Source organism: Rhodococcus sp. PSBB066, from assembly GCF_017068255.1.
Classification (GTDB): domain Bacteria; phylum Actinomycetota; class Actinomycetes; order Mycobacteriales; family Mycobacteriaceae; genus Rhodococcus; species Rhodococcus aetherivorans.
In genome coordinates, this window is record NZ_CP070859.1 from 3418314 (window position 1) to 3439075 (window position 20762).

Genomic DNA, 20762 nt, shown 5'->3' on the forward strand with positions numbered 1-20762 from the left:
GGTGGTTGTCAGGCGATGTGGCGCGCGGCGGTCCCGGCGTGCACGAGCGACTGCCGGTAGCGCTCGTCGATCACGAGCCCGACGGAATCGGAGGCCGCGAGGGTGGTGGCGCAGCTGACCTCGGGGAACGCCGCCCGGGCGGCGGCGACGGCGCGGTCCCACAGCAGGCCGGGGGCGAGCATCCACGGCGCGAGCACGAGGGTGGTGGCGCCGGCGGCGCGCAGGGCCGCCAGGGCGTCGACGACGGTCGGTGCCGCGGCGGTGGCGAAGCACGTCCGGCCCCACGCCCACGACGTGCCCCGCAGCAGGCGCGGGGTGATCGCGTCGGTGGCGGCGTTGGCGTCGTGGCGGCGGGATCCGACCGCGCACAGCGCGACGCCCACCGTCGGGTCGGTCCGGGAGACACCGGTGGCGGCGATCGCCTCGCGGGCCGCCGCGACGAGACGGTCGTCGGCGCCGAGGACGTCCGCCTGGATCACGTCGAGAAGCGGGTGCCGGGCGCGGGCCTCGGCGAGCAGCGCGGGCAGATCCACGCGGGCGTGGAAGGCGCTGCCCAGCAGCAACGGGACCACCACCACGCGGCGGTGTCCCTCGGCGGCGACGGCGTCGACGACCTGCCCCACCGACGGGGTGTTCAGGTCCAGGAACGCAAGCCGCACGTCCCGGCCCGGGTGGCGTTCCCGCAGCGCCGCGAGCACGGCAGCCATGGCGCGCGCCGAGCGCGGGTCACGGCTGCCGTGCGCGACGGCGACGAGCGGGATCATGCGGGGACGCGGTCCCCGAGTTCGATCTCGGCGAGGCTGTTGCCCACCAGGCCCGCCGCGAGGGTGTTGCCGCCCGCGGGATCGATGAGCAGGAAGCTGCCCGTGCGCCGGTTGACCTTGTAGTCGTCGGCCGCGATGGGCTCGGCGACCCGGACGGTGATGCGGGCGATCTCGTTGAGCTCGAGCGACTCGGGGGTGGGAACCGAGGTCAGGGTCTGCTCGTCGAAGCGCTCCTCGAGCGTCCCGACGATCGCCTGCGTCGTGCGGGTGCCGTGCTTGAGCAGCAGCCGGGCACCGGGCCGCAGCGGCTTCTCCGCCAGCCAGCACACCGTCGCCTCGAACTGGCCGATCGGTTCCGGGGCGGCGGCCGGGGCGGCGATGACGTCGCCGCGGGAGACGTCCACGTCATCCGCGAGGATCAGCGTGACGCTGCGGCCGGCGTGCGCGACGTCGAGCTCGCCGTCGGCGGTGTCGATCCGCTCGATCGTGGTCCGGGTGCCCGCGGGCAGGATCACGACCTCGTCGCCGGGACGGACACTGCCCGCCGCGACCTGTCCGGCGTAGCCGCGGTAGTCCGGGAACTCGGCGGTGCGGGGCCGGATCACGTACTGGACCGGGAACCGCAGCCCGATCTCGTGACGGCCGTGGACGTCGGCGTCGACCGGGACGGACTCGAGGTGCTCGATGAGCGTCGGACCGTCGTAGTACGGCGTGTTCTCCGAACGGACCGCGACGTTGTCCCCGTGCAGGGCGGAGACCGGGATCTCCTGCACGTCCTCCGGGGACCAGCCGAGCGACCGGGTCAGGGCGTTGAACTGGTCGCAGATGTCGGCGAACACGCGCGCCGGGTCGTCGACCAGGTCGATCTTGTTGACCGCCAGGACGAGCTTGGGCACGCCGAGCAGCGCGAGGACGGCGGCGTGCTTGCGGGTCTGCGCGATCACGCCCTTGCGGGCGTCGACGAGCAGCACCACGAGCTGGGCGGTGGACGCACCCGAGACGGTGTTGCGGGTGTACTGCACGTGTCCCGGGGTGTCCGCGAGCACGAAGCTACGCCGGGGTGTGGCGAAGTAGCGGTACGCGACGTCGATGGTGATGCCCTGTTCGCGCTCGGCGCGCAGGCCGTCGACGAGCAGGGACAGGTCGGGGGTGTCGAGACCCTTGTCGACCGAGGCGCGGGTGACCGCGTCGATCTGGTCGGCCAGCACGGACTTGGTGTCGTACAGCAGCCGGCCCACGAGGGTGGACTTGCCGTCGTCGACGCTGCCGGCGGTGGCGAGTCGAAGGAGGTCGCTCATGATCAGAAATATCCCTCTCGCTTGCGGTCCTCCATGGCCGCTTCGGAAACGCGGTCGTCGCCGCGGGTCGCCCCGCGCTCGGTGAGCCGCGACGCGGCGACCTCGGCGAGGATCGCCTCGTTGTCGGCGGCCTCGGACAGGATCGCGCCGGTGGTGGAGCCGTCGCCGACCGTGCGGTAGCGCACCGACCGGACCTCGAGTTCCTCACCCTCGGCCGGGCCGCCCCAGACGCCGGGCGTCATCCACATGCCGTCGCGCCGGTACACCGGGCGCTGGTGGGCGTAGTAGATGCCGGCGAGTTCGACGTTGTCCCGGGCGATGTACCGCCAGATGTCGAGCTCGGTGAAGTTGCTCAGCGGGAAGACCCGCACGTGCTCGCCGGGGGCGTGCCGGCCGTTGTACAGGTTCCACAGCTCGGGCCGCTGCCGCTTGGGATCCCACTGGCCGAAGGCGTTGCGCAGCGAGAAGATCCGCTCCTTGGCGCGGGAGCGCTCCTCGTCGCGGCGGCCGCCGCCGAACACCGCGTCGAAGCGGTTCTCGGCGATGGCGTCGAGCAGCGGCACCGTCTGCAGCGGATTGCGGATCCCGTCGGGCCGCTCGGTGAGGCGGCCGTCGGCGAGGTAGTCCTCGACCTTCGCCACGTGCAGCCGCAGCCCGTACTTCTCGACGACGTGGTCGCGGAACTCGAGGACCTCGGGAAGGTTGTGCCCGGTGTCGACGTGCAGCAGCGCGAACGGCAGCGGCGCGGGCCAGAAGGCCTTGAGCGCCAGATGCAGCAGGACCGTCGAGTCCTTGCCGCCCGAGAACAGGATCACCGGGCGCTCGAATTCGCCGGCGACCTCGCGGAAGACGTGGATCGCTTCGGACTCGAGCGCGTCGAGGGTGTCGAACCTGTCGCCGTCCGACTTGCGCCGGGATTCGGAGAAATTCGTGTCGATGAGTGTCATGAGGCGTGCAACCCGCATTCGATCTTGGCTCGGCCGGCCCACCGTCCGCTGCGCGGATCGGCTCCGGGTAGTGGTTTGGCGGTGCAGGGGGCGCACCCGATGGACGGATAGCCCTCGTCGACCAGGGGATTGACGAGGATCCCGTGCTCGTCGATGTAGTTCTGCATGTCCTCGTCGGACCACGCGGCGATCGGGTTGATCTTCACCAGCCCGAAGGCATCGTCGAAGGAGATCAGCGGGGCGTTGGCCCGGGTGGGGGCCTCCACCCGGCGGATGCCGGTGACCCACGCCTGATAGCCCTTCAGGGTCTCCTTCAGCGGCACCACCTTCCGCAGGCGGCAGCACTCGTTGGGGTCCCGCGCGAACAGATCCTTGCCGAGCAGTGCGTCCTGCTCGGCCACCGTCTGCTGCGCCTTGGCCTCGACCAGGTTGACGCCGTACACCTGCGCCACGGCGTCACGGGTGCCGAGGGTCTCCGCGAAGTGGTAACCGGTGTCGAGGAACAGCACGTCCACGCCGGGATGCACCTGCGCCGCGAGGTGCACGAGCACCCCGTCCTGCATGTTCGACGCCACGATGTACGAGTCGCCGAAGTTCTCCTCGGTCCACTGCAGCAGTTCCCGCGCCGAGGCGCCGTCGAGAGTGGCCGCCCCCTGCGCGGCCAGCTCCCTCAGTTCCTCCGTTGTCCGTGTCGTGGTCACGTTCCGTCCTTCGATCGTCTGCTCCCCGGTCATCGCAAATCGGCCTCGTCCGCGCGCAGCACCCACTGCGAGAAGCGTTCTCCCGCAGTGCGGTGCTTGACGAAGTTGCGCACCACGCGCTCGATGTAGTCGCCCATCTCGGCGCTGGTCACCTTGTGCTGGCGCAGCTTGCGGCCGAACGCGGCATCCATGCCGAGCGTCCCGCCGAGGTGCACCTGGAAACCCTCCACCTGGTTGCCGTCCCCGTCGTCGACGAGCTGGCCCTTGAAGCCGATGTCGGCGACCTGCGAACGCGCGCACGAGTTGGGGCAGCCGTTGATGTTGATCGTCACCGGAACGTCCAGCTGGGCGTTGATGTCGGCGAGGCGCTGCTCGAGCTCGGGCACCAGCGCCTGCGAGCGCTTGCGGGTCTCGACGAACGAGAGCTTGCAGAACTCGATGCCCGTGCAGGCCATCAGGTTCTTGCGCCACGGCGTCGGGTTCGCGGGCAGGCCCAGTTCGCCGAGGTCGGCGATCAGCTGATCGACCTTCTCGTCGGCGACGTCGAGCACGATGAGCTTCTGGTACGGCGTGAAGCGGATGCGATCGGATCCGGCCTTCTCGGCCGCGTCGGCGACGGCGGCGAGGATCGTGCCGGAGACCCGGCCCGCGATGGGGGCGACGCCGACCGCGTTGAGCCCGTTGCGCAGCTTCTGCACGCCCACGTGGTCGATCGGGCGCGCCGGCTTCTCCGGCGCGGGTCCGTCCAGCAGCGGCCGCTTCAGGTATTCCGTTTCGAGAACGTCCCGGAACTTCTCGACGCCCCAGTCCTTGATCAGGAACTTCAGCCGCGCCTTCGAGCGCAGGCGGCGGTAGCCGTAGTCGCGGAAGACCGACACGACGGCCTCCCACACGTCGGGCACCTCGGCGAGCGGGATCCACGCGCCGACCCGTTGCGCCAGCATCGGATTCGTCGACAGGCCGCCGCCGACCCACAGGTCGAAGCCGGGGCCGTGCTCGGGGTGGTTCACGCCGACGAACGCGACGTCGTTGATCTCGTGCACCACGTCCTGCTGACCGGAGATCGCGGTCTTGAACTTGCGCGGCAGGTTCGAGTACTTCGGGTCGCCGATGTAGCGGCGGACGATCTCCTCGACCGCCGGTGTGCCGTCGATGATCTCGTCGAGGGACTCGCCGGCGAGGGGGGAACCGAGCACCACGCGGGGGCAGTCGCCGCACGCCTCGGTGGTCTTCAGGCCGACGGATTCGAGACGGCGCCAGATCTCCGGGACGTTCTCGACCTCGATCCAGTGGTACTGGACGTTCTCGCGGTCCGACAGGTCGGCGGTGTCGCGAGCGAACTCGGTCGAGATCCCCGCGATCGTGCGCAACTGCGCGAGGTTCAGGGCGCCGCCGTCGCAGCGCACCCGCATCATGAAGTACTTCGCCTCGAGCAGATCGATGTTCTCGTCGCCGGTGTAGGTGCCGTCGTAGCCCTGTTCGCGCTGCGTGTACAGGCCCCACCAGCGGAAGCGGTTGCGCAGGTCGCTCCGGTCGATTCCGTCGAATCCCGTGTGCGCGTAGATGTCTTCGATGCGCCGGCGCACGTTGAGCGGGTTGTCGTCCTTCTTGACCTGCTCGTTGGGGTTGAGCGGCTCACGGTAGCCGAGGGCCCACTGGCCCTCCGCGCGCTGCTTGGCGGGCCGGGCCGGGCGGCGGCGGGCCGCGGCGGTTTCGGTCGTATCGCCGGCGGGGGAGACGTCGGTGGTCGACGACATACGGGTACTCCTGGAGTTCGCGAGGGACCGGATCGGGATCGGCAGGGCGGGCTGAGCCCGGCGCGGACATGCCTCGACCCGGCGGGAAGCGGGGGCTGCCGGGGGTGGGGCCGACTATCGACAGTCGGCGCAGAAACCGGCGGTGCAGGACAGACACCGCGATGCACAGACACGCTTGAGGTCGACGTGGCGTCGCGCCACGAGTCGCACTCCGGGTCCGGTCATGCGGACCATTGTGCCATGTCACGGGCCTGTTCTCGAAACGTGGCGGTATTTACGCCGAATTTCGGGGAAATGCCGAGGTGACAGCGCCGGGCCGGGGTGGCGTGTCCGGGCCGTGTCCGGGCGGCGGGCTCCGGTCGGCCTTCTGGAACACTGGGGGAGTGAGTGGAACCAATGTCGGAGTCGGAGCAGGGTTCGAATTGCCGGCCTCGGCCCTCGCCGGTGTCGGTTCCCGCCCGTTCGGCGTGTACGTGCACGTCCCGTTCTGCGCGAGCCGCTGCGGCTATTGCGACTTCAACACCTACACCGCCGGAGAGCTCGGCACGTCCGCGTCTCCGCAGTCGTGGCTCGAGGGGTTGCGCAGCGAGCTCGACATCGCGGCGCGACTGCTCGGCGCCCCGGCGGCGCAGACCGTCTTCGTCGGCGGTGGCACCCCGTCGCTGCTCGGTGCCGACGGCCTGTCGCAGGTGCTCGCGGCGGTCCGGTCGAGCTTCGGCCTCGCCCCGGGCGCGGAGGTGACGACGGAGTCCAACCCGGAATCGACGTCGCCGGAGTTCTTCGACGGCATCCGCGGGGCCGGTTACACCCGCGTGTCGCTGGGCATGCAGTCCGCCGCTCCGCACGTGCTCGCGGTGCTCGACCGCACGCACACCCCGGGCCGGGCCGTCGCGGCCGCGGGCGAGGCGCGGGCCGCCGGATTCGACCACGTCAACCTGGACCTGATCTACGGCACCCCCGGCGAGCGGGACGAGGACCTCGACGCGTCCCTCGACGCCGTGCTCGCTGCGGACGTCGATCATGTCTCGGCCTACGCGCTGATCGTCGAGGACGGCACCGCGCTCGCCCGCCGGGTGCGCAGGGGCGAACTGCCGGCCCCCGACGACGACGTGCTCGCGGCCCGCTACGAGCGCATCGACGCGCGGCTCGAGGCCGCCGGCCTGACCTGGTACGAGGTGTCGAACTGGGCGCGCGCCGGCGATCCGTCGGCGCGGTGCGCCCACAACCTCGGCTACTGGGACGGCGGCGACTGGTGGGGGGCCGGGCCGGGCGCGCACAGCCACGTCGGCGGCGTCCGCTGGTGGAACGTCAAGCACCCGGCGCGCTACGCGGACGCGCTCGCCGCCGGCGGGCTCCCGGTCGGGGGCAGCGAACTGCTCACCGCCGGCGACGTCCACACCGAACGGGTGATGCTCGAGGTGCGGCTGCGCACCGGCCTGCCGCTGGACGTGCTCGCCCCCGAGGAACGACGCGCCGCCGAGACCGTCGTCGCGGACGGCCTCGCCGACCTGCGCGCCGGCCGGCTGGTGCTCACCGATCGCGGCCGGCTCCTCGCCGACGCGGTGGTGCGCGCGATCCTGACCTGACCGCGCAGCCGCCCGGCGCCCTCACCGCGCAGCGGTGCGATGTCCTGACCGCGCAGCGGTGCGATGTCCCGACCGCGCAGCGGTGCGATGTTCCGGCCGCGCAGCGGTGCGATATCTACGCCTCGGTGGTGTCGGCGTCCGGGGCGTGAGGGAACAGGGCGTCGTAGTCGAACACTCGCGCATGCAGGACGGTGCGGTTGCGCAGCGCCGAGCGCACGGCCCGGTGCAGGCCGTCCTCGAGGTACAGCACACCCTTCCACTGGACCGCGTGCGGGAAGAGGTCGCCGTAGAAGGTGGAGTCCTCCGACAGCAGCCGGTCGAGCTCGAGCACCTTCGTGGTGGTGACGATCTGGTCGAGCCGCACCTGCCGGGGCGGGATCTGCGCCCAGTCGCGCAGCGAGAGCCCGTGGTCGGGATACGGCTTGCCGTCCCGGACGCCCTTGAAAATCATGGCACCAACTTACGACGCCTCGCCGGCGGGCGCCGTCCCGCTCGCCGTCCGGGACCGGCGACTAAACTGGAGCGAAACGGCACGCAGTGCACCGTCCTGCGGTGGTGCGTGCCGTTCCGGGTGCGACAGCAGAGACGGAGGTGGGCGGGATGTCGAGCACCGAGGAACGGCGCTTCCAGGTGTTGCGAGCGATCGTGGCCGATTACGTGTCCACCAAGGAACCCATCGGTTCGAAGACGCTCGTCGAGCGCCACAACCTGGGCGTATCCAGCGCGACGGTCCGCAACGACATGGCCGTGCTCGAGGCCGAGGGGTACATCACCCAGCCGCACACCAGCTCCGGCCGGGTTCCCACGGACAAGGGCTACCGCCAGTTCGTCGACCGGATCGCCGACGTCAAGCCCCTCTCGGGGGCCGAGCGCCGGGCGATCCTGCAGTTCCTCGAGTCGGGTGTGGACCTCGACGACGTGCTGCGGCGCGGCGTCCGGCTGCTGGCGCAGCTGACCCGGCAGGTGGCGGTGGTGCAGTACCCCACGCTGTCGGCTTCGTCGGTCCGCCACCTCGAGGTGGTCGCGTTGACCCCCGCCCGGTTGCTGCTGGTGCTCATCACCGACTCCGGCCGGGTGGACCAGCGCATCGTCGAGCTCGGTGACGTCCTCGGCGAGGAGGACCTGTCGCGGCTGCGGGACCTGCTCGGTGCCGCGCTGACCGGTAAGCGGCTCGCCGCGGCGTCGATCGCGGTGAGCGAGCTGGCCGAGGATGCGCCCGACGAGCTGCGCGATGCGGTCATCCGCTGCGCAACCGTGCTGGTGGAAACCCTCGTCGAGCATCCCGAGGAGCGGCTCGTGCTCGGCGGCACGGCGAACCTGACGCGTAACGCCGCCGACTTCGACCCGCACGCCGGCTTCCCCGGCTCGCTGCGTACCGTGCTCGAGGCGCTCGAGGAGCAGGTAGTGGTCCTCAAGCTGCTGGCGGCGACGCAGGACGCCGGCCGCGTGACGGTGCGGATCGGCGAGGAAACCCAGGTCGAGCAGATGCGCGGCACGTCCGTGGTGTCCACCGGGTACGGTGCCGCGGGCACCGTCTTCGGCGGCCTCGGTGTGCTCGGCCCCACCCGGATGGACTACCCGGGGACCATTGCGTCGGTGGCTGCGGTCGCCCGCTATATCGGTGAGGTACTCGGCGAACGCTGAGCGCCGGGCGGCGCGGACGGACCATCCGACGACACAACAGCTGTGCGAATAGAGAAGGACGAAGAACTCACGTGGCACGGGACTACTACGGGACGCTCGGCGTGTCGAAGAACGCGACCGATCAGGAGATCAAGCGGGCGTATCGCAAGCTCGCGCGCGAGCACCACCCGGATGTGAACCCGGACGAGGCGGCGCAGAAGAGGTTCCAGGAGATCTCCACAGCGTACGAGGTGCTCTCCGACCCGGAGAAGCGGCGCATCGTCGACCTCGGCGGGGATCCGCTCGGGTCCGGGCCGGGGGCGGGCGGTGGCTTCTCCGGTGCCGGCTTCGGCGGCCTCGGCGACGTGTTCGAGGCGTTCTTCGGTGGCGGGGCCACCACGTCCCGCGGGCCCAGGGGCCGCGTCCAGCCCGGCGCGGACTCGCTGCTGCGCACCCGGCTGACGCTCGAGGAGTGCGCCACCGGTGTCAGCAAGCAGATCGCCGTGGAGACCGCGATCCTGTGCGACGGCTGCGCCGGGTCCGGTACCAACGGCGACTCCAAGCCCGTGCGCTGCGAGACGTGCGGCGGCGCCGGTGAGGTGCAGTCGGTGCAGCGCTCGTTCCTCGGCCAGGTGATGACCTCGCGGCCGTGCCCGACCTGTCGCGGCGCCGGCGAGACGATCCCGGACCCGTGCCGCAAGTGCGGCGGCGACGGCCGGGTGCGGGCCCGCCGCGAGATCACGGTCAAGGTGCCGGCCGGTGTCAGCAACGGCATGCGCATCCGGCTGGCCGCGCAGGGCGAGGTCGGCCCCGGCGGCGGCCCCGCCGGCGACCTGTACGTCGAGATCATCGAGCAGGCGCACGACGTGTTCGTGCGCGACGGCGACGACCTGCACTGCACGATCCGGATCCCGATGGTCGACGCGGCGCTGGGCACCACCGTCGTGCTCGACACCCTCATCGACGGACCCGCCGAGATCACCGTCGAACCCGGCACGCAGCCCGGGTCGGTGGCGGTGCTGCGGGGCCACGGCATGCCCAAACTGCGCTCCGGGGTGCGCGGGGACGTGCACGCCCACCTCGAGGTGGTGGTCCCGTCGAAGCTCGACGGCAAGCAGTCCAAGCTCCTCGAGGAGTTCCGTCGCAAGCGCGAGCACGAGGTGCCCGAGGTCGTCACCACCGGCTCGCAGCACGCCGGGGGCTTCTTCTCCCGGCTGCGCGACGCGTTCAGCGCGCGCTGAGGCCCGGGCGGTGGCCGCAACCCTGTTCTATCTCGATCCGCTGCCCGAGGCCGGGGCTGTCGCGGTCCTCGACGGCAAGGAGGGCCGCCATGCGGCGACGGTGCGGCGCATCGCGGTGGGTGAGCGCCTCGTCCTGTCGGACGGCCACGGCCACGTCGCCGACGTGGAGGTGACGGCCACCGCAAAGGACCGGCTCGAGGCCCGCGTCCTGGCTCGGCGCGAGGTCCCCGCACCGCGCCCGTGGGTCACCGTGGTGCAGGCGTTGCCGAAGTCCGATCGTTCCGAACTGGCCGTGGAGCTGGCGACGGAGGCGGGTGCCGACGCGTTCGTGCCGTGGCAGGCCGCGCGGTGCGTCGCCCGCTGGGACGGGCCGAAGGCGGCCAAGGGCGTCGCGCGATGGCAGGCCGTCGCGGTGGCGGCCGCGAAACAGTCCCGGCGCGCCCACGTTCCCGAGGTGGCGCCGGTCCAGCGGACCGCGGGCGTCGCCGAGGCCGTGCGCGCGACCGTCGCCCGCGGGGGTGTCGCGGCGGTCCTGCACGAGTCGGCAACCGAACCGTTCGCCGTGCTGCCGCTGGCCGACGTCCCCGAGCTGATGCTTGTGGTCGGGCCGGAGGGCGGCGTCGACGACGCCGAGATCGCGGCGCTGACGGCCGCGGGGGCCCGGCCGGTGCTGCTCGGGCCGACGGTGCTGCGAACGTCCACCGCCGCGGCCGTCGCGCTCGGAGCGGTGGGAGTGCTCACCGCACGGTGGAGCGCCCGGCCCGTCGAATGACCCGGGAACCGGCTCCGGAACGCGTTCGGAGGCTTCCGGTTCCGGGTTTTCCTGGGGATCTCGCCGCGCGGACCGCGCTTCACGGGGCCCGGCGGTCGAGCCGTACGGCCAGGCCGTCGAGCGGCGCACCCAGGCCTAGCTCGAACAGGTGGTCGAGGTCGAAGTCGTAGCCCTCCGCGGAGAGTGCGACGAGTGTCCGGGCGAACGTCGGGTAGCTGCCGGAGCCGACGATCGCCTCCCGCGCGGGAAGCTGGTCGTCCACATGAGCCCCTGCGGCTCCCGCACGGTGCGCGGCTGCCGCTGCACTAGCGTGTCACGCATGTCCCGAACCCGTATCGCCTACGGTCCGCAGCCGCAGCAGTTCGGCCACCTGTACCTGCCGGACGCCGCGGATCCGGCCGGGCCCGTGCCCGTCGTGATGGTGGTCCACGGCGGCTTCTGGAGCGGGAAGTACCACCTCAACCTCGGCACGCCGCTGTCGCTCGAACTCGCCGCGCACGGTGTGGCGGCGTGGAACGTCGAGTACCGGCGGCTCGGCGCGGGCGGGCGGTGGCCGGAGATGTCCGCCGACGTCGTCGCGGCCCTCGACGCCGTCGCCACCGCGGTGGCCGAGCGGGCCCTGGCCGCGGGTGTCGAACTCGATCCGGCCCGGGTGCGGGTCGTCGGGCACTCGGCCGGCGGTCAGCTCGCCGTGTGGCTCGCGGGTCAGCGCTCGCAGGTGCGCCCCGAACTCGTCGTCTCCCAGGCGGGTGCGCTCGACCTCGCGTCCGCGGGTGAACGCGGCCGGCGGATCGGGTACATCGAGGACCTGTTCGGTCAGCCCTACGACGCGGATCCGGAGTTGTACCGGTCGGCGTCGCCCCGGCACCGGGTGCCGATCGGTGTGCCGGTCGCTCTCGTGCACGGCACCGAGGACGCCCAGGTGCCGGTGAAGGTCGCCGAGCGCTATGCCGCGGCGGCGGTCGCCGCGGGCGATCCGGTGGAACTGCACGTCGTCGACGGGGAGGACCACTTCGCGTTCCTCGACAAGCGGACCCGCAGCTGGGCACTGTCGCGCGACCTGCTGCTCGCCCCCGAACCGCTGGGCTCGGGGGCGCGCTCGGCGGGCTGAGCGCTCAGCCGCGGCGGGGCAGGACCGCGACGACGACGACGGCGCCGACGGCCAGGGCAAGGCCGCCGACGAGACTCGCCGACGTGATCGCCTGCGAGAAGGCGGAGGCCGATGCGTCGAGAAGCGGCTGGGCGTAGGAGGAGACGAACGGGTTCTTCGCCAGCTCCTCGGCGACGATCGCCGCACCGCCGACCGAATCGCCCGCCGCAGCGACGGCCGCGTCGGCCTGGGCGGCCATCGGCCCGTCGAGAGTCGCGAGCGGCAGTCCCGTGAGGAATCCGGAGATCTCGCGCTGGTAGGTGGTGGCCAGCACCGAGCCCAGCACGGCGATGCCGAGGGATCCGCCGAGCTCGACCGCGGTGTCGTTCAGGCCCCCTGCGGCGCCGAGGTCGGACTCGGGGAATCCGCTCATCACGAGGTCCGTGGCCGGGGGTGCGGCCAGCCCGATGCCGAGGCCGAGGAGCACGAGCGAGACGAGGAACAGCCCGTATCCGGAACCGTCGTCGACGAGGGCGAGAGCGAGGACGCCGGCCGCGGCGACGGCCGTTCCGGCACCGATCGCGACGCGGGCACCGAGGCGTGGGGCCAGCCGCCCGCTCACGGCCGATCCGATCGACACGGCCCCGGCCAGGGGGAGCAGGCGCAGACCGGTGTCGAGGGGGCTGTAGCCGAACACGAACTGGAAGTGCTGCGCCACGAAGTAGATCGCCCCGAACGACGCGAGGAAGAGCAGCAGCACGGACAGGCACGCGCCGCCGACGGAACGGTCGGTGACCCGCCCGAGGTCCAGCAGCGGCTGCGGGTGGCGCAGTTCCCAGGCGACGAACGCGGCACCGGCGAGGGCCGCGACCGCCACGGATCCGAACGACGTTGCGTTCCAACCGAAGTGGAAGCCCTCGATGATGCCGAAGACCAGGGCGCCGACGGCCGCCACGGACAGGGCGCCGCCGGCCCAGTCGATGCGGGTGAGGTGCTCGGCCCGGGACGGCGGCACCAGCGCGAGCGCCGCGACCGCGGCGAACGCCGCGATCGGCACGTTGATGAGGAAGGTCGAACCCCACGCGTGCTGTTCGAGCAGCCAGCCCGCGAGCAACGGGCCGAGCGCGATCGCCAGTCCGGAGGTCGCGGCCCAGGCGGCGATGGCGCGGGGCCGTTCCGAGGCCGGGAACATGGCGACGAGCAGGGACAGGGTTGCGGGCATGATCACCGCGGCGCCGACCCCCATGGTGATGCGGGCGACGATCACCTCGGTCGCGGTGCCGGCGAGGCTGCCGAACACGGCCCCCGCGGCGAAGACGGCCAGGCCGGCGAGGAGGGCGCGCCGCCGGCCGTAGCGGTCGCCGAGGACGCCGGCGAGCAGCATCAGCGCGGCGTAGGGGACGGTGTAGCCGTCGATCACCCACTGCATGTCGGTGCTGGTGAGCCGCAGTTCGCGCAGCATGCTCGGCGCCGCGACGATCAGCGCGGTGTTCGCCATCACGACGATCAGCAGGCTCAGGCAGAGCACGGCGAGGCCGGCCCACCGTCGCGGATACGGGCGGGTGGGATCTGCGGTCGAGCGGGTCAGGATCGAGGTCATCGGCGCTCCTCACGGGATGCGGGCATCGGCAGCAATTTGCACAACACTGTGCAAGTTAGAAATTTGCACACTCGTGTGCAAGTAAAGTTGACGGACGTCACACCCGGCGGCGGAAGAAGGTGTCAGCGTGGCGGAACCGGTCCGGGGACCGCGGCGGCGGACGAGCGGGAACCGAGCCCGGATCCTCGAGGCGGCGATGGGGTGTTTCGCCGCCGACCCGGACGCCAGCATGGACGACGTCGCGCAGGCCGCCGGCGTGGTGCGCCGCACCGTCTATGCCCACTTCCCGAACCGCGAGGCGCTCGTCGACGGCATCGCCGAGGAGGCGGCTGCCGCGCTCGCCGCCGCGGTCGACCGGCCGGACCCCGAGGAGCCCGACCTGGCGCTCGCCGCCGCGGCCCTGATGACCTGGCCCGTCGGTGACCGCTTCCGCGTGCTGCTGTCCTTCGCGCGCAAGGAGGTCGGCGACGAGCGCATCGGCGAACTCATCGCCCCGCTGCGCGCCCGCACCCTCGCGATCGTGGAGCGGGGCTGCCGGTCGGGGGTGTTCTCCGCCTACCTTCCGGCCGTCGTCCTCGTCGGGATGCTCGAGGGGCTCACCATGGCGACCCTCGAGCAGGCCAATCTCGGGGTGGTGCACGACGCCGGGGAGACCGTCGCCCTGGCCGCCCTCGTCCTCATGGGGGTCCCGCCGGAGCGGGCCGTCGACGTCGTCCAGCGGGCCCAGCGAGCGCAGCGGGATCGGCGCGCGGCGCACGGCCCGGGCGGCAATGCGGTGGGGCGCGGGGACGCCCGGCGCTAGACTGGCATCGTCACGACGCCCGTCGTGCGCGAGACGAACCGAAAGCAGGCCGTACCGTCCACGTGAGTGAACCAGACGACACCCGAGACACCGGGAACGCCGAACGGACCACCGTCCGTTCCCACCTGGACCTGCCGCCCGAAGCTGCGGCGCCGCTGCTCGGCTCGGCCGACGAGAATCTCATCGCCCTCGAACGGGCTCTCGGTGCGGACATCCACGTACGCGGCAACTCCGTCACCCTCACCGGCGCGCCGGCGGACGTCGCGCTCGCGGAACGGGTGCTCGGGCAGCTCGTCACCCTCGTCGGACGCGGGCAGGCGGTGACCCCGGACGCGGTGCGCCGCACCGTGGGCATGCTCACGCAGGGTCTGTCCGACTCGCCGGCCGACGTCCTCAGCCTCGACATCCTGTCCCGGCGCGGCAAGACCATCCGGCCCAAGACCCTCAACCAGAAGCGCTACGTCGACGCCATCGACACCAACACGATCGTGTTCGGCATCGGGCCCGCGGGCACCGGCAAGACGTACCTCGCCATGGCCAAGGCCGTGCAGGCGCTGCAGTCGAAGCAGGTCACCCGCATCATCCTCACCCGGCCCGCCGTCGAGGCCGGGGAGCGGCTCGGCTTCCTGCCGGGCACGCTGCACGAGAAGATCGACCCGTACCTGCGCCCGCTGCACGACGCGCTGCACGACATGATGGACCCGGAAGCCATCCCGAAGCTGATGCAGGCCGGGGTCATCGAGGTCGCGCCGCTGGCGTACATGCGCGGACGCACCCTCAACGACGCGTTCATCATCCTCGACGAGGCGCAGAACACCACCGCCGAGCAGATGAAGATGTTCCTGACGCGTCTCGGCTTCGGTTCCAAGATCGTCGTCACCGGCGACACCACGCAGGTGGACCTGCCCGGCGGTGCCCGCTCCGGCCTGGCGGCCGCCGCCGAGATCCTCGAGGGCATCGACGGCATCCATTTCGCCGTCCTCGACAGCAGCGACGTGGTGCGGCACCGGCTCGTCTCCGACATCGTCGACGCCTACGAGCGTTTCGAGGCCGATCGGCCGGCCGGCGTCGCCATGGGCAACCGGGCCCAGCGGCGGGCAGCAGCCCAGAGCCGGGTGCCGCGCCGGTGACCGTGACCGAGGGCCCCGCCCGTCTCGTACCCGCCGTGTCCGCATTTGCCCAGAAGGAACGCCACAGATGAGCATCGAGATCTCGAACGAATCGGGGATGGACGTCGCCGAGGAGGACCTGATCGACATCGCGCGGTTCGTCATCGCCCGGATGGACGTGCATCCGGCCGCGGAACTGTCGATGGTGCTCGTCGACTCCGACACCATGGCCGATCTGCACATGCGCTGGATGGACCTGCCCGGCCCCACCGACGTGATGTCCTTCCCCATGGACGAACTCGAGCCCGGCGGCCGCCCCGACGCCCCCGAGCCCGGCCCCTCGATGCTCGGCGACATCGTGCTGTGCCCGTCCTTCGCCGCGGAACAGGCCGAGAAGGCCGGCCATTCGCTCGCGCACGAACTCGCCGTGCTCACGGTCCACGGGATGCTGCACCTGCTCGGGTACGACCACGCCGAGCCCGACGAGGAGAAGGAGATGTTCGGTCTGCAGAACCAGCTCCTCGAGGAGTGGTACGAGGAACTGCGGCGCGCCGAGCACGAGGCCAGGCTCGCGGCCCGCGATCAGCAGCTCCTCGGCAAGGCCGGCTTCTTCGACCCGACCGAGCGGTAGCGGCCTCGTGATCGGAGCACTGGCGTGAGCGCCCCCGCGCTCGTCGTCGTCGCCGTCGTGCTGGTGGCGCTCGGCGGGCTGTTCGCGGCGGTCGACTCGGCGCTGAACACCGTCTCCCCGGCCCGCGTGGAGGAACTCGCCAAGGGCGAGCGGCCCAGCGCGCAGAAGCTGCTGGTGATCCTCGAGGACCGGCCGCGGTACGTCAATCTCATGGTGCTGCTGCGCATCCTGTGCGAGATCACCGCGACGGTGGTGCTGGTGGCGGCGCTGCTCGACTGGATGGGCCACACCGGGGCGCTGGTGGCCAGCGCCGTGATCATGGTGCTCGTGGACTACATGGTGATCGGCGTGGGCCCCCGAACCCTCGGTCGCCAGCACGCGTACCCCATCGCCCTGGCCGGGACCGTGCCGTTGCGCGTGATCGGTGTCCTGCTCGGCCCGCTGAGCCGGCTGCTGATCCTGATCGGCAACGCGATCACCCCCGGCCGGGGATTCCGGAACGGGCCGTTCGCCAACGAGATCGAACTGCGCGAGCTGGTGGACATGGCGCAGGAGCGCGGCGTCGTCGCCGCCGAGGAACGGCGAATGATCCAGTCGGTGTTCGACTTCGGTGACACCACCGCACGCGAGGTGATGGTGCCGCGCCCCGAGATGGTGTGGATCGAGGTGGACAAGACCGCCGGCCAGGCGACGTCGCTCGCGGTGCGCAGCGGACACTCCCGCATCCCGGTGATCGGCGAGAACGTCGACGACATCCGCGGCGTCGTGTATCTCAAGGACCTGGTGCAGCAGACCTACTATTCGCGCGACGGCGGCCGGAGCGTGACCGTCGCCGAGGTGATGCGCCCGGCGGTGTTCGTGCCGGATTCCAAGCGCCTCGACGATCTGCTGGCCGACATGCAGCGCGACCGCAACCACATGGCGCTGCTCGTCGACGAGTACGGCGGCATCGCCGGGCTGGTCACCATCGAGGACATCATCGAGGAGATCGTCGGCGAGATCGCCGACGAGTACGACACCGGAGAGATCGCGCCCGTCGAGGATCTCGGCGACGACACCTTCCGGGTCTCCGCGCGGTTGCCCGTCGAGGACCTCGGTGACCTGTTCGACGTTGCGCTCGACGACATCGAGGTCGACACAGTCGGCGGTTTGCTCGGGTTCGTGCTCGGCCGGGTACCGTTGCCGGGTTCCGAAGTGGAGACCCACGGTCTGCGGCTGCGCGGCGAGGGCGGCCGCGACGCCCGGGGCCGGGTCCGCATCAACACCGTGTACGTGCAACGGGTCCCCGCGACGGAGACGGCCGAGACCGCCGCCGAGGAATCGGTCGACGGGTGACCGCGGCCGTCGACGCCACGACACCCACCGTGCCGATCCGCACCGCCGGCACCGCAGACGAGGAGCTCGTATGACCGACCCCGACTTCCGTTCCGGCTTCGTGTGTTTCGTCGGACGGCCCAACACCGGGAAGTCGACGCTGACGAATGCGCTCGTGGGCAGCAAGATTGCGATCACCTCGTCGCGTCCGCAGACCACCCGGCACACCATCCGGGGCATCGTGCACCGTGAACACGCACAGATCATCCTCGTGGACACCCCCGGCCTGCATCGGCCGCGGACGCTGCTCGGGCAGCGGCTCAACGACTTGGTGCGCGACACCTATTCGGAGGTCGACGCGGTCTGCGTGTGCATCCCGGCCGACGAGAAGATCGGCCCCGGCGACCGCTGGATCGTCGAACAGGTGCGGCAGGTCGCCCCGCGCACGAAGCTGATCGGCATCGTCACGAAGATCGACAAGGTGAGCAAGGAGCGGATCGCGCCGCAGCTGCTCGCCGTCTCCGAGCTGCTCGGACCGGACGTGGACGTCGTGCCCGTGTCCGCCACCTCGGGCGAGCAGCTCGAGGTCCTCATCGACGTCCTCGCCTCGCACATGGAACCCGGGCCGGCGTTCTACCCCGACGGCGAACTGACCGACGAGCCCGAGGAGACGCTCATGGCCGAGCTGATCCGGGAGGCCGCACTCGAGGGACTCGGCGACGAGCTGCCCCACTCGCTCGCGGTGGTGATCGAGGAGATCACCGAGCGGGAGGGTCGCACCGAGAAGCAGGGCGAGCTGCTCGACGTGCATGCGCTGCTGTACGTGGAGCGGCCGAGCCAGAAGGGCATCGTGATCGGCAAGGGCGGCGCCCGCCTGCGTGAGGTGGGCACCGCTGCCCGCTCCCAGATCGAGAAGCTGCTCGGGGTGAAGATCTACCTCGATCTGCACGTGAAGGTCGCCAAGGACTGGCAGCGCGATCCGAAGCAACTCGGCCGCCTCGGCTTCTGACCGTCGCGTGCGGTGTCGTCGGAGGGGCCCCGACAGGAAGGGATGCGCAGTGCCCTCTCCCGCATCGCTCGCGCCGACCGGTCGGGTCCGCCCGGGAGGTGGTCGTGGCCGGTGACCCCGGAGGCGGTCTGCGAGGCATGATCGTGCGTCACCGCGTCGCGTTCGGTCTCCTCCTTGCGCTCGCCTCGTCGGCGTTCGCCGTGCTGTGGCTCTTCGTCGTGCCCGCGCGAGCCGACGAGACGACCGGCGTGCAGTCGGCCGCGATCCGCTACGCCCATCCGGCGTGCTGGATGCTGCTGGCCGCGGCGTCGGCCCTGTTCGCGACGCGCGCCCCGCGCCGGGCCGTCGACGCCGTCGCGTGGAGTGCGCTCGTCGCGTATGCGGTCTTCGTGGTGGCGACCCTGGCCTGACCCGTGTGCGGCCCGCGGTCAGTCCGCCGCGGCGGGCACCGTGCTGCGCACCAGCTGCAGCACCGCCGCCGAGAGGTCGGGCGCGGCGCCGGTGGCCAGGCGGCGCAGCTGGAGTCCGGTGATGGTCGCGACCAGGGTCGGGGCGACCGACTCCGGTCGGGGGACACCGAGTTCGGTGAGGATGGTCACGGTCAGCGCGTCGTAGGCGGCCCAGCATCGGGCCGCCGCCTCCCGCAACTGCGGATCCCGGCCGGCCTGGACGTAGAGCTCGAACGGCGCGATCCGCTCCGCCGAGAACGACAGGTCCTCGGCGACCTGTCCGGTGAGTGCCGCGGCGTCGGCCAGGCTCAGTCCGCGACCACGGTAGTCCTCCGCCAGATCCCGCAACCGCGTGGTCTCGTCTGCGACGAACGTCGTCAGCGCCGACCGCAGCAGGTCGGACTGGGTGGGGAAGTGGTAGGTGATCGAGCCGAGGGAGACTCCCGCCCGGGCGGCGATGCGGCGGTTGGTGATCGCGGCGATGCCGTCCGTGCCGATCAGATGCAGGGTCGCGGCCACGATCGCGCCGCGGACGTCCGTGCCCATCGAGGTCACCACCACCGCTGCGGCGTGTGACGATCCCAGCGCAGTTCCGACTCGAGCTGGGCGGCGAGGGAGATCAGCAGGGGCTCCGCGTTCTCGTGTCCCATGAGCTGGGCGCCGACCGGCAGGCCCGATCCGGTGAAGCCCGCCGGGATGTTCACGCTCGGCCAGCCCAGGACGTTCCACGGCCAGGTGTAGGGGCAGGCGGCCGTGATCACCTTGTCGGTGGCCCAGCCCCCGAGGCCGTCCATCGCCTCCACCACCGGGGGTGGGGTGGCGGTGGTGGGGGCGAGGATGACGTCGAAGCGGTCGAAGATCGTGCCGATGCGCCGGCGGATGCGTGGTTCGGCGGCGCGAGCGGCGCGCAGCGGACGGCCGCGCAGCAGCCGGCCGGTGCGGGCGTTCGCGCGGGTGCGCGGGTCGGCGAGGGCCGGGTCGGGCAGCCGCCGCACCCAGTCGTCGATGCCGGCCATCGACCGGGGCAGGAAGTTCAGGCCCAGCAGCTTTCCGTAGGCCGGGTCGGCGACGGTCACGTCGTGGCCGAGGGCACGCAGCGTGCCGGCGAGGGCTTCGACGCGCGCGCGGATCTCGGCGTGCAGTCGGGTGCGGGTGGCGGTGTAGGGGCGCGCGAGCGAGAGCGCGATCCGCAGCCGGCCCGGATCGCGACCCACGGCGTCGGACACCGTGACGGCTTCGGCTTCGTGCAGGTCGCCGACGTGGTTGCCCGCGACGGCGTCGAGCAGCAGTGCGGCGTCGGCGACCGTGCGTGCCAGGGTGCCGTGGGTGGTGAGGCCGTGGAAGGCCTCGGGGTCGGGCCACATCGAGATGCGGCCGCGTTGCGGCTTGATTCCCACAAGGTTGGTCCAGGCGGCCGGGATGCGGACCGATCCGGCGCCGTCGGAGCCGAGCGCCGCGGACACCAGGCCCGCCGAGACCGCGGCGGCGCTGCCCCCCGACGAACCGCCGGGGGTGTGGTCCCGGTGCCAGGGGTTGCGGGTGTGGCCGAAGGCGCTGCCGCCGGTGAACGGCCACTGCCCCAGTTCGGGGGTGTTCGTCTTGCCGACGATCACGGCGCCGGCGGCCCGCAGCCGCCGCACCACCTCCGCGTCCTCCTCGCGGACGGCGAACTCGCCGGCGCATCCGAACGCGGTGATCTCGTGCGCGATGTCGGTGTCGTCCTTCACCGCGACCGGCACACCGAGCAGGGGGAGACGGACGCCGGCGGCGAGACGCCGGTCGGCCTCCTCGGCCTCGGCGAGCGCCTGCTCCCGGCGGACGCCACGGAAGGCATTGAGTGCGCGATTGCCGGCCTCGATGCGTTCCAGGGCCGCGCGCGTCGCGGCGACGGACGTGGTGGCGCCGGCGGCGAGGGCGGCGGCCTCGGCGGCGAGGCCGGGCGCTCGGGTGTCTGCCCGTGGTGCGGTCATACGGCTGCGTCCCCCTTCGTGGTGTTCGTTCGAACGAACAATAACGCGTTCCAGTTCGTCTCGTCGAGGGCGGGATGCGCAGAAATGTGGCGCTCGTCA

The 20762-nt window shown here is 71.8% G+C and carries 21 protein-coding genes; 11 read left to right on the forward strand and 10 right to left on the reverse strand.

Annotated features, from left to right (window positions below; all coding sequences use genetic code 11):
- Nucleotides 1-8: 8 nt before the first annotated feature.
- From JYA75_RS15655 to JYA75_RS15675, 5 genes are read right to left on the reverse strand one after another with little or no spacing between them, the layout of a single operon-like run.
- Nucleotides 9-764, reverse strand: a complete 756-nt coding sequence (locus JYA75_RS15655) for a CbiX/SirB N-terminal domain-containing protein (RefSeq protein WP_029544357.1) — start codon at nt 762-764, stop codon at nt 9-11.
- Nucleotides 761-2062: a GTP-binding protein gene (locus JYA75_RS15660; RefSeq protein WP_006933807.1), complete on the reverse strand. Its 1302-nt coding sequence runs from the start codon at nt 2060-2062 to the stop codon at nt 761-763. The genes JYA75_RS15655 and JYA75_RS15660 overlap by 4 nt, the downstream gene beginning before the upstream one ends.
- Before the next feature lie 2 nt (nt 2063-2064).
- Nucleotides 2065-3009, reverse strand: coding sequence for a sulfate adenylyltransferase subunit CysD (gene cysD / locus JYA75_RS15665; protein ID WP_006933809.1), 945 nt, complete (start codon nt 3007-3009; stop codon nt 2065-2067).
- The gene (locus tag JYA75_RS15670; RefSeq protein WP_006933811.1) at nt 3006-3743 is read right to left on the reverse strand and encodes a phosphoadenylyl-sulfate reductase; all 738 of its coding nucleotides are present in this window, start codon (nt 3741-3743) and stop codon (nt 3006-3008) included. Before JYA75_RS15670 ends, cysD begins: the two co-directional genes overlap by 4 nt.
- Nucleotides 3740-5467, reverse strand: coding sequence for a nitrite/sulfite reductase (locus tag JYA75_RS15675; protein WP_006933822.1), 1728 nt, complete (start codon nt 5465-5467; stop codon nt 3740-3742). The genes JYA75_RS15670 and JYA75_RS15675 overlap by 4 nt, the downstream gene beginning before the upstream one ends.
- 383 nt (nt 5468-5850) lie before the next feature.
- Between JYA75_RS15675 and hemW the strand changes: the two genes are divergently transcribed.
- Entirely contained in the window at nt 5851-7053 is a 1203-nt protein-coding gene (hemW, locus tag JYA75_RS15680; RefSeq protein ID WP_029544353.1) for a radical SAM family heme chaperone HemW, read from the forward strand.
- 115 nt (nt 7054-7168) lie between these two features.
- On the opposite strand, the gene JYA75_RS15685 is transcribed toward hemW, so the two are convergent.
- Nucleotides 7169-7504, reverse strand: coding sequence for a type II toxin-antitoxin system VapB family antitoxin (locus tag JYA75_RS15685; RefSeq protein ID WP_006933828.1), 336 nt, complete (start codon nt 7502-7504; stop codon nt 7169-7171).
- A 149-nt stretch (nt 7505-7653) separates the two neighbouring features.
- On the opposite strand from JYA75_RS15685, the gene hrcA reads away from it, so the two are divergent.
- From hrcA to JYA75_RS15700, 3 genes are all read left to right on the forward strand, one after another.
- A complete protein-coding gene (gene hrcA / locus JYA75_RS15690; protein ID WP_050035407.1) occupies nt 7654-8697 on the forward strand; it encodes a heat-inducible transcriptional repressor HrcA in 1044 nt (347 codons plus the stop codon).
- 71 nt (nt 8698-8768) lie between these two features.
- On the forward strand, nt 8769-9917 hold the full coding sequence (gene dnaJ / locus JYA75_RS15695; RefSeq protein WP_006933832.1) for a molecular chaperone DnaJ: 1149 nt from the start codon (nt 8769-8771) through the stop codon (nt 9915-9917).
- Between the two features lie 10 nt (nt 9918-9927).
- On the forward strand, nt 9928-10689 hold the full coding sequence (locus JYA75_RS15700) for a 16S rRNA (uracil(1498)-N(3))-methyltransferase (protein WP_185712813.1): 762 nt from the start codon (nt 9928-9930) through the stop codon (nt 10687-10689).
- Nucleotides 10690-10768: 79 nt separating this feature from the next.
- On the opposite strand, the gene JYA75_RS15705 is transcribed toward JYA75_RS15700, so the two are convergent.
- Nucleotides 10769-10951 carry a hypothetical protein gene (locus tag JYA75_RS15705; protein ID WP_203329195.1) on the reverse strand — a complete coding sequence of 61 codons (183 nt, stop codon included), beginning with the start codon at nt 10949-10951 and terminating at the stop codon, nt 10769-10771.
- A 57-nt stretch (nt 10952-11008) separates the two neighbouring features.
- On the opposite strand from JYA75_RS15705, the gene JYA75_RS15710 reads away from it, so the two are divergent.
- Complete coding sequence (locus tag JYA75_RS15710; protein WP_203329196.1) at nt 11009-11800, forward strand: alpha/beta fold hydrolase; 792 nt, start codon at nt 11009-11011, stop codon at nt 11798-11800.
- A 4-nt stretch (nt 11801-11804) separates the two neighbouring features.
- On the opposite strand, the gene JYA75_RS15715 is transcribed toward JYA75_RS15710, so the two are convergent.
- Nucleotides 11805-13379 carry an MFS transporter gene (locus tag JYA75_RS15715; protein ID WP_029544342.1) on the reverse strand — a complete coding sequence of 525 codons (1575 nt, stop codon included), beginning with the start codon at nt 13377-13379 and terminating at the stop codon, nt 11805-11807.
- A gap of 127 nt (nt 13380-13506) precedes the next feature.
- Here JYA75_RS15715 and JYA75_RS15720 point away from each other — a divergent pair, with 127 nt between their 5' ends.
- The 6 genes from JYA75_RS15720 to JYA75_RS15745 all read left to right on the forward strand — a co-directional run bounded on the left by JYA75_RS15720 (nt 13507) and on the right by JYA75_RS15745 (nt 18654).
- The gene (locus JYA75_RS15720) at nt 13507-14181 is read left to right on the forward strand and encodes a TetR/AcrR family transcriptional regulator (protein WP_006943880.1); all 675 of its coding nucleotides are present in this window, start codon (nt 13507-13509) and stop codon (nt 14179-14181) included.
- A gap of 62 nt (nt 14182-14243) precedes the next feature.
- Nucleotides 14244-15311, forward strand: coding sequence for a PhoH family protein (locus JYA75_RS15725; RefSeq protein ID WP_006943882.1), 1068 nt, complete (start codon nt 14244-14246; stop codon nt 15309-15311).
- A gap of 67 nt (nt 15312-15378) precedes the next feature.
- On the forward strand, nt 15379-15921 hold the full coding sequence (ybeY, locus tag JYA75_RS15730) for an rRNA maturation RNase YbeY (RefSeq protein ID WP_006943887.1): 543 nt from the start codon (nt 15379-15381) through the stop codon (nt 15919-15921).
- Between the two features lie 24 nt (nt 15922-15945).
- On the forward strand, nt 15946-17256 hold the full coding sequence (locus JYA75_RS15735) for a hemolysin family protein (RefSeq protein ID WP_029544339.1): 1311 nt from the start codon (nt 15946-15948) through the stop codon (nt 17254-17256).
- 70 nt (nt 17257-17326) lie between these two features.
- Nucleotides 17327-18244 carry a GTPase Era gene (gene era / locus JYA75_RS15740; protein WP_006943889.1) on the forward strand — a complete coding sequence of 306 codons (918 nt, stop codon included), beginning with the start codon at nt 17327-17329 and terminating at the stop codon, nt 18242-18244.
- Between the two features lie 137 nt (nt 18245-18381).
- Complete coding sequence (locus tag JYA75_RS15745; protein WP_139311030.1) at nt 18382-18654, forward strand: hypothetical protein; 273 nt, start codon at nt 18382-18384, stop codon at nt 18652-18654.
- 18 nt (nt 18655-18672) lie between these two features.
- Here the strand turns inward: JYA75_RS15745 and JYA75_RS15750 are convergent, their stop codons facing one another.
- On the reverse strand, nt 18673-19239 hold the full coding sequence (locus tag JYA75_RS15750; protein ID WP_037201765.1) for a TetR/AcrR family transcriptional regulator: 567 nt from the start codon (nt 19237-19239) through the stop codon (nt 18673-18675).
- A 5-nt stretch (nt 19240-19244) separates the two neighbouring features.
- Nucleotides 19245-20663, reverse strand: coding sequence for an amidase (locus JYA75_RS15755; RefSeq protein WP_029544335.1), 1419 nt, complete (start codon nt 20661-20663; stop codon nt 19245-19247).
- Nucleotides 20664-20762: the final 99 nt, after the last annotated feature.

Excerpts from the sequence above, each read along its gene's own strand:
- JYA75_RS15670 (WP_006933811.1), bottom strand. The coding sequence starts at position 3,743 with ATGACCGGGGAGCAGACGATCGAAGGACGGAACGTGACCACGACACGG.
- JYA75_RS15715 (WP_029544342.1), bottom strand. The coding sequence starts at position 13,379 with ATGACCTCGATCCTGACCCGCTCGACCGCAGATCCCACCCGCCCGTAT.
- JYA75_RS15655 (WP_029544357.1), bottom strand. The coding sequence starts at position 764 with ATGATCCCGCTCGTCGCCGTCGCGCACGGCAGCCGTGACCCGCGCTCG.
- cysD (WP_006933809.1), bottom strand. The coding sequence starts at position 3,009 with ATGACACTCATCGACACGAATTTCTCCGAATCCCGGCGCAAGTCGGAC.
- JYA75_RS15750 (WP_037201765.1), bottom strand. The coding sequence starts at position 19,239 with ATGGGCACGGACGTCCGCGGCGCGATCGTGGCCGCGACCCTGCATCTG.
- ybeY (WP_006943887.1), top strand. The coding sequence starts at position 15,379 with ATGAGCATCGAGATCTCGAACGAATCGGGGATGGACGTCGCCGAGGAG.
- era (WP_006943889.1), top strand. The coding sequence starts at position 17,327 with ATGACCGACCCCGACTTCCGTTCCGGCTTCGTGTGTTTCGTCGGACGG.
- hrcA (WP_050035407.1), top strand. The coding sequence starts at position 7,654 with ATGTCGAGCACCGAGGAACGGCGCTTCCAGGTGTTGCGAGCGATCGTG.
- JYA75_RS15745 (WP_139311030.1), top strand. The coding sequence starts at position 18,382 with ATGATCGTGCGTCACCGCGTCGCGTTCGGTCTCCTCCTTGCGCTCGCC.
- JYA75_RS15755 (WP_029544335.1), bottom strand. The coding sequence starts at position 20,663 with ATGACCGCACCACGGGCAGACACCCGAGCGCCCGGCCTCGCCGCCGAG.
- JYA75_RS15660 (WP_006933807.1), bottom strand. The coding sequence starts at position 2,062 with ATGAGCGACCTCCTTCGACTCGCCACCGCCGGCAGCGTCGACGACGGC.
- JYA75_RS15710 (WP_203329196.1), top strand. The coding sequence starts at position 11,009 with ATGTCCCGAACCCGTATCGCCTACGGTCCGCAGCCGCAGCAGTTCGGC.
- JYA75_RS15685 (WP_006933828.1), bottom strand. The coding sequence starts at position 7,504 with ATGATTTTCAAGGGCGTCCGGGACGGCAAGCCGTATCCCGACCACGGG.
- JYA75_RS15675 (WP_006933822.1), bottom strand. The coding sequence starts at position 5,467 with ATGTCGTCGACCACCGACGTCTCCCCCGCCGGCGATACGACCGAAACC.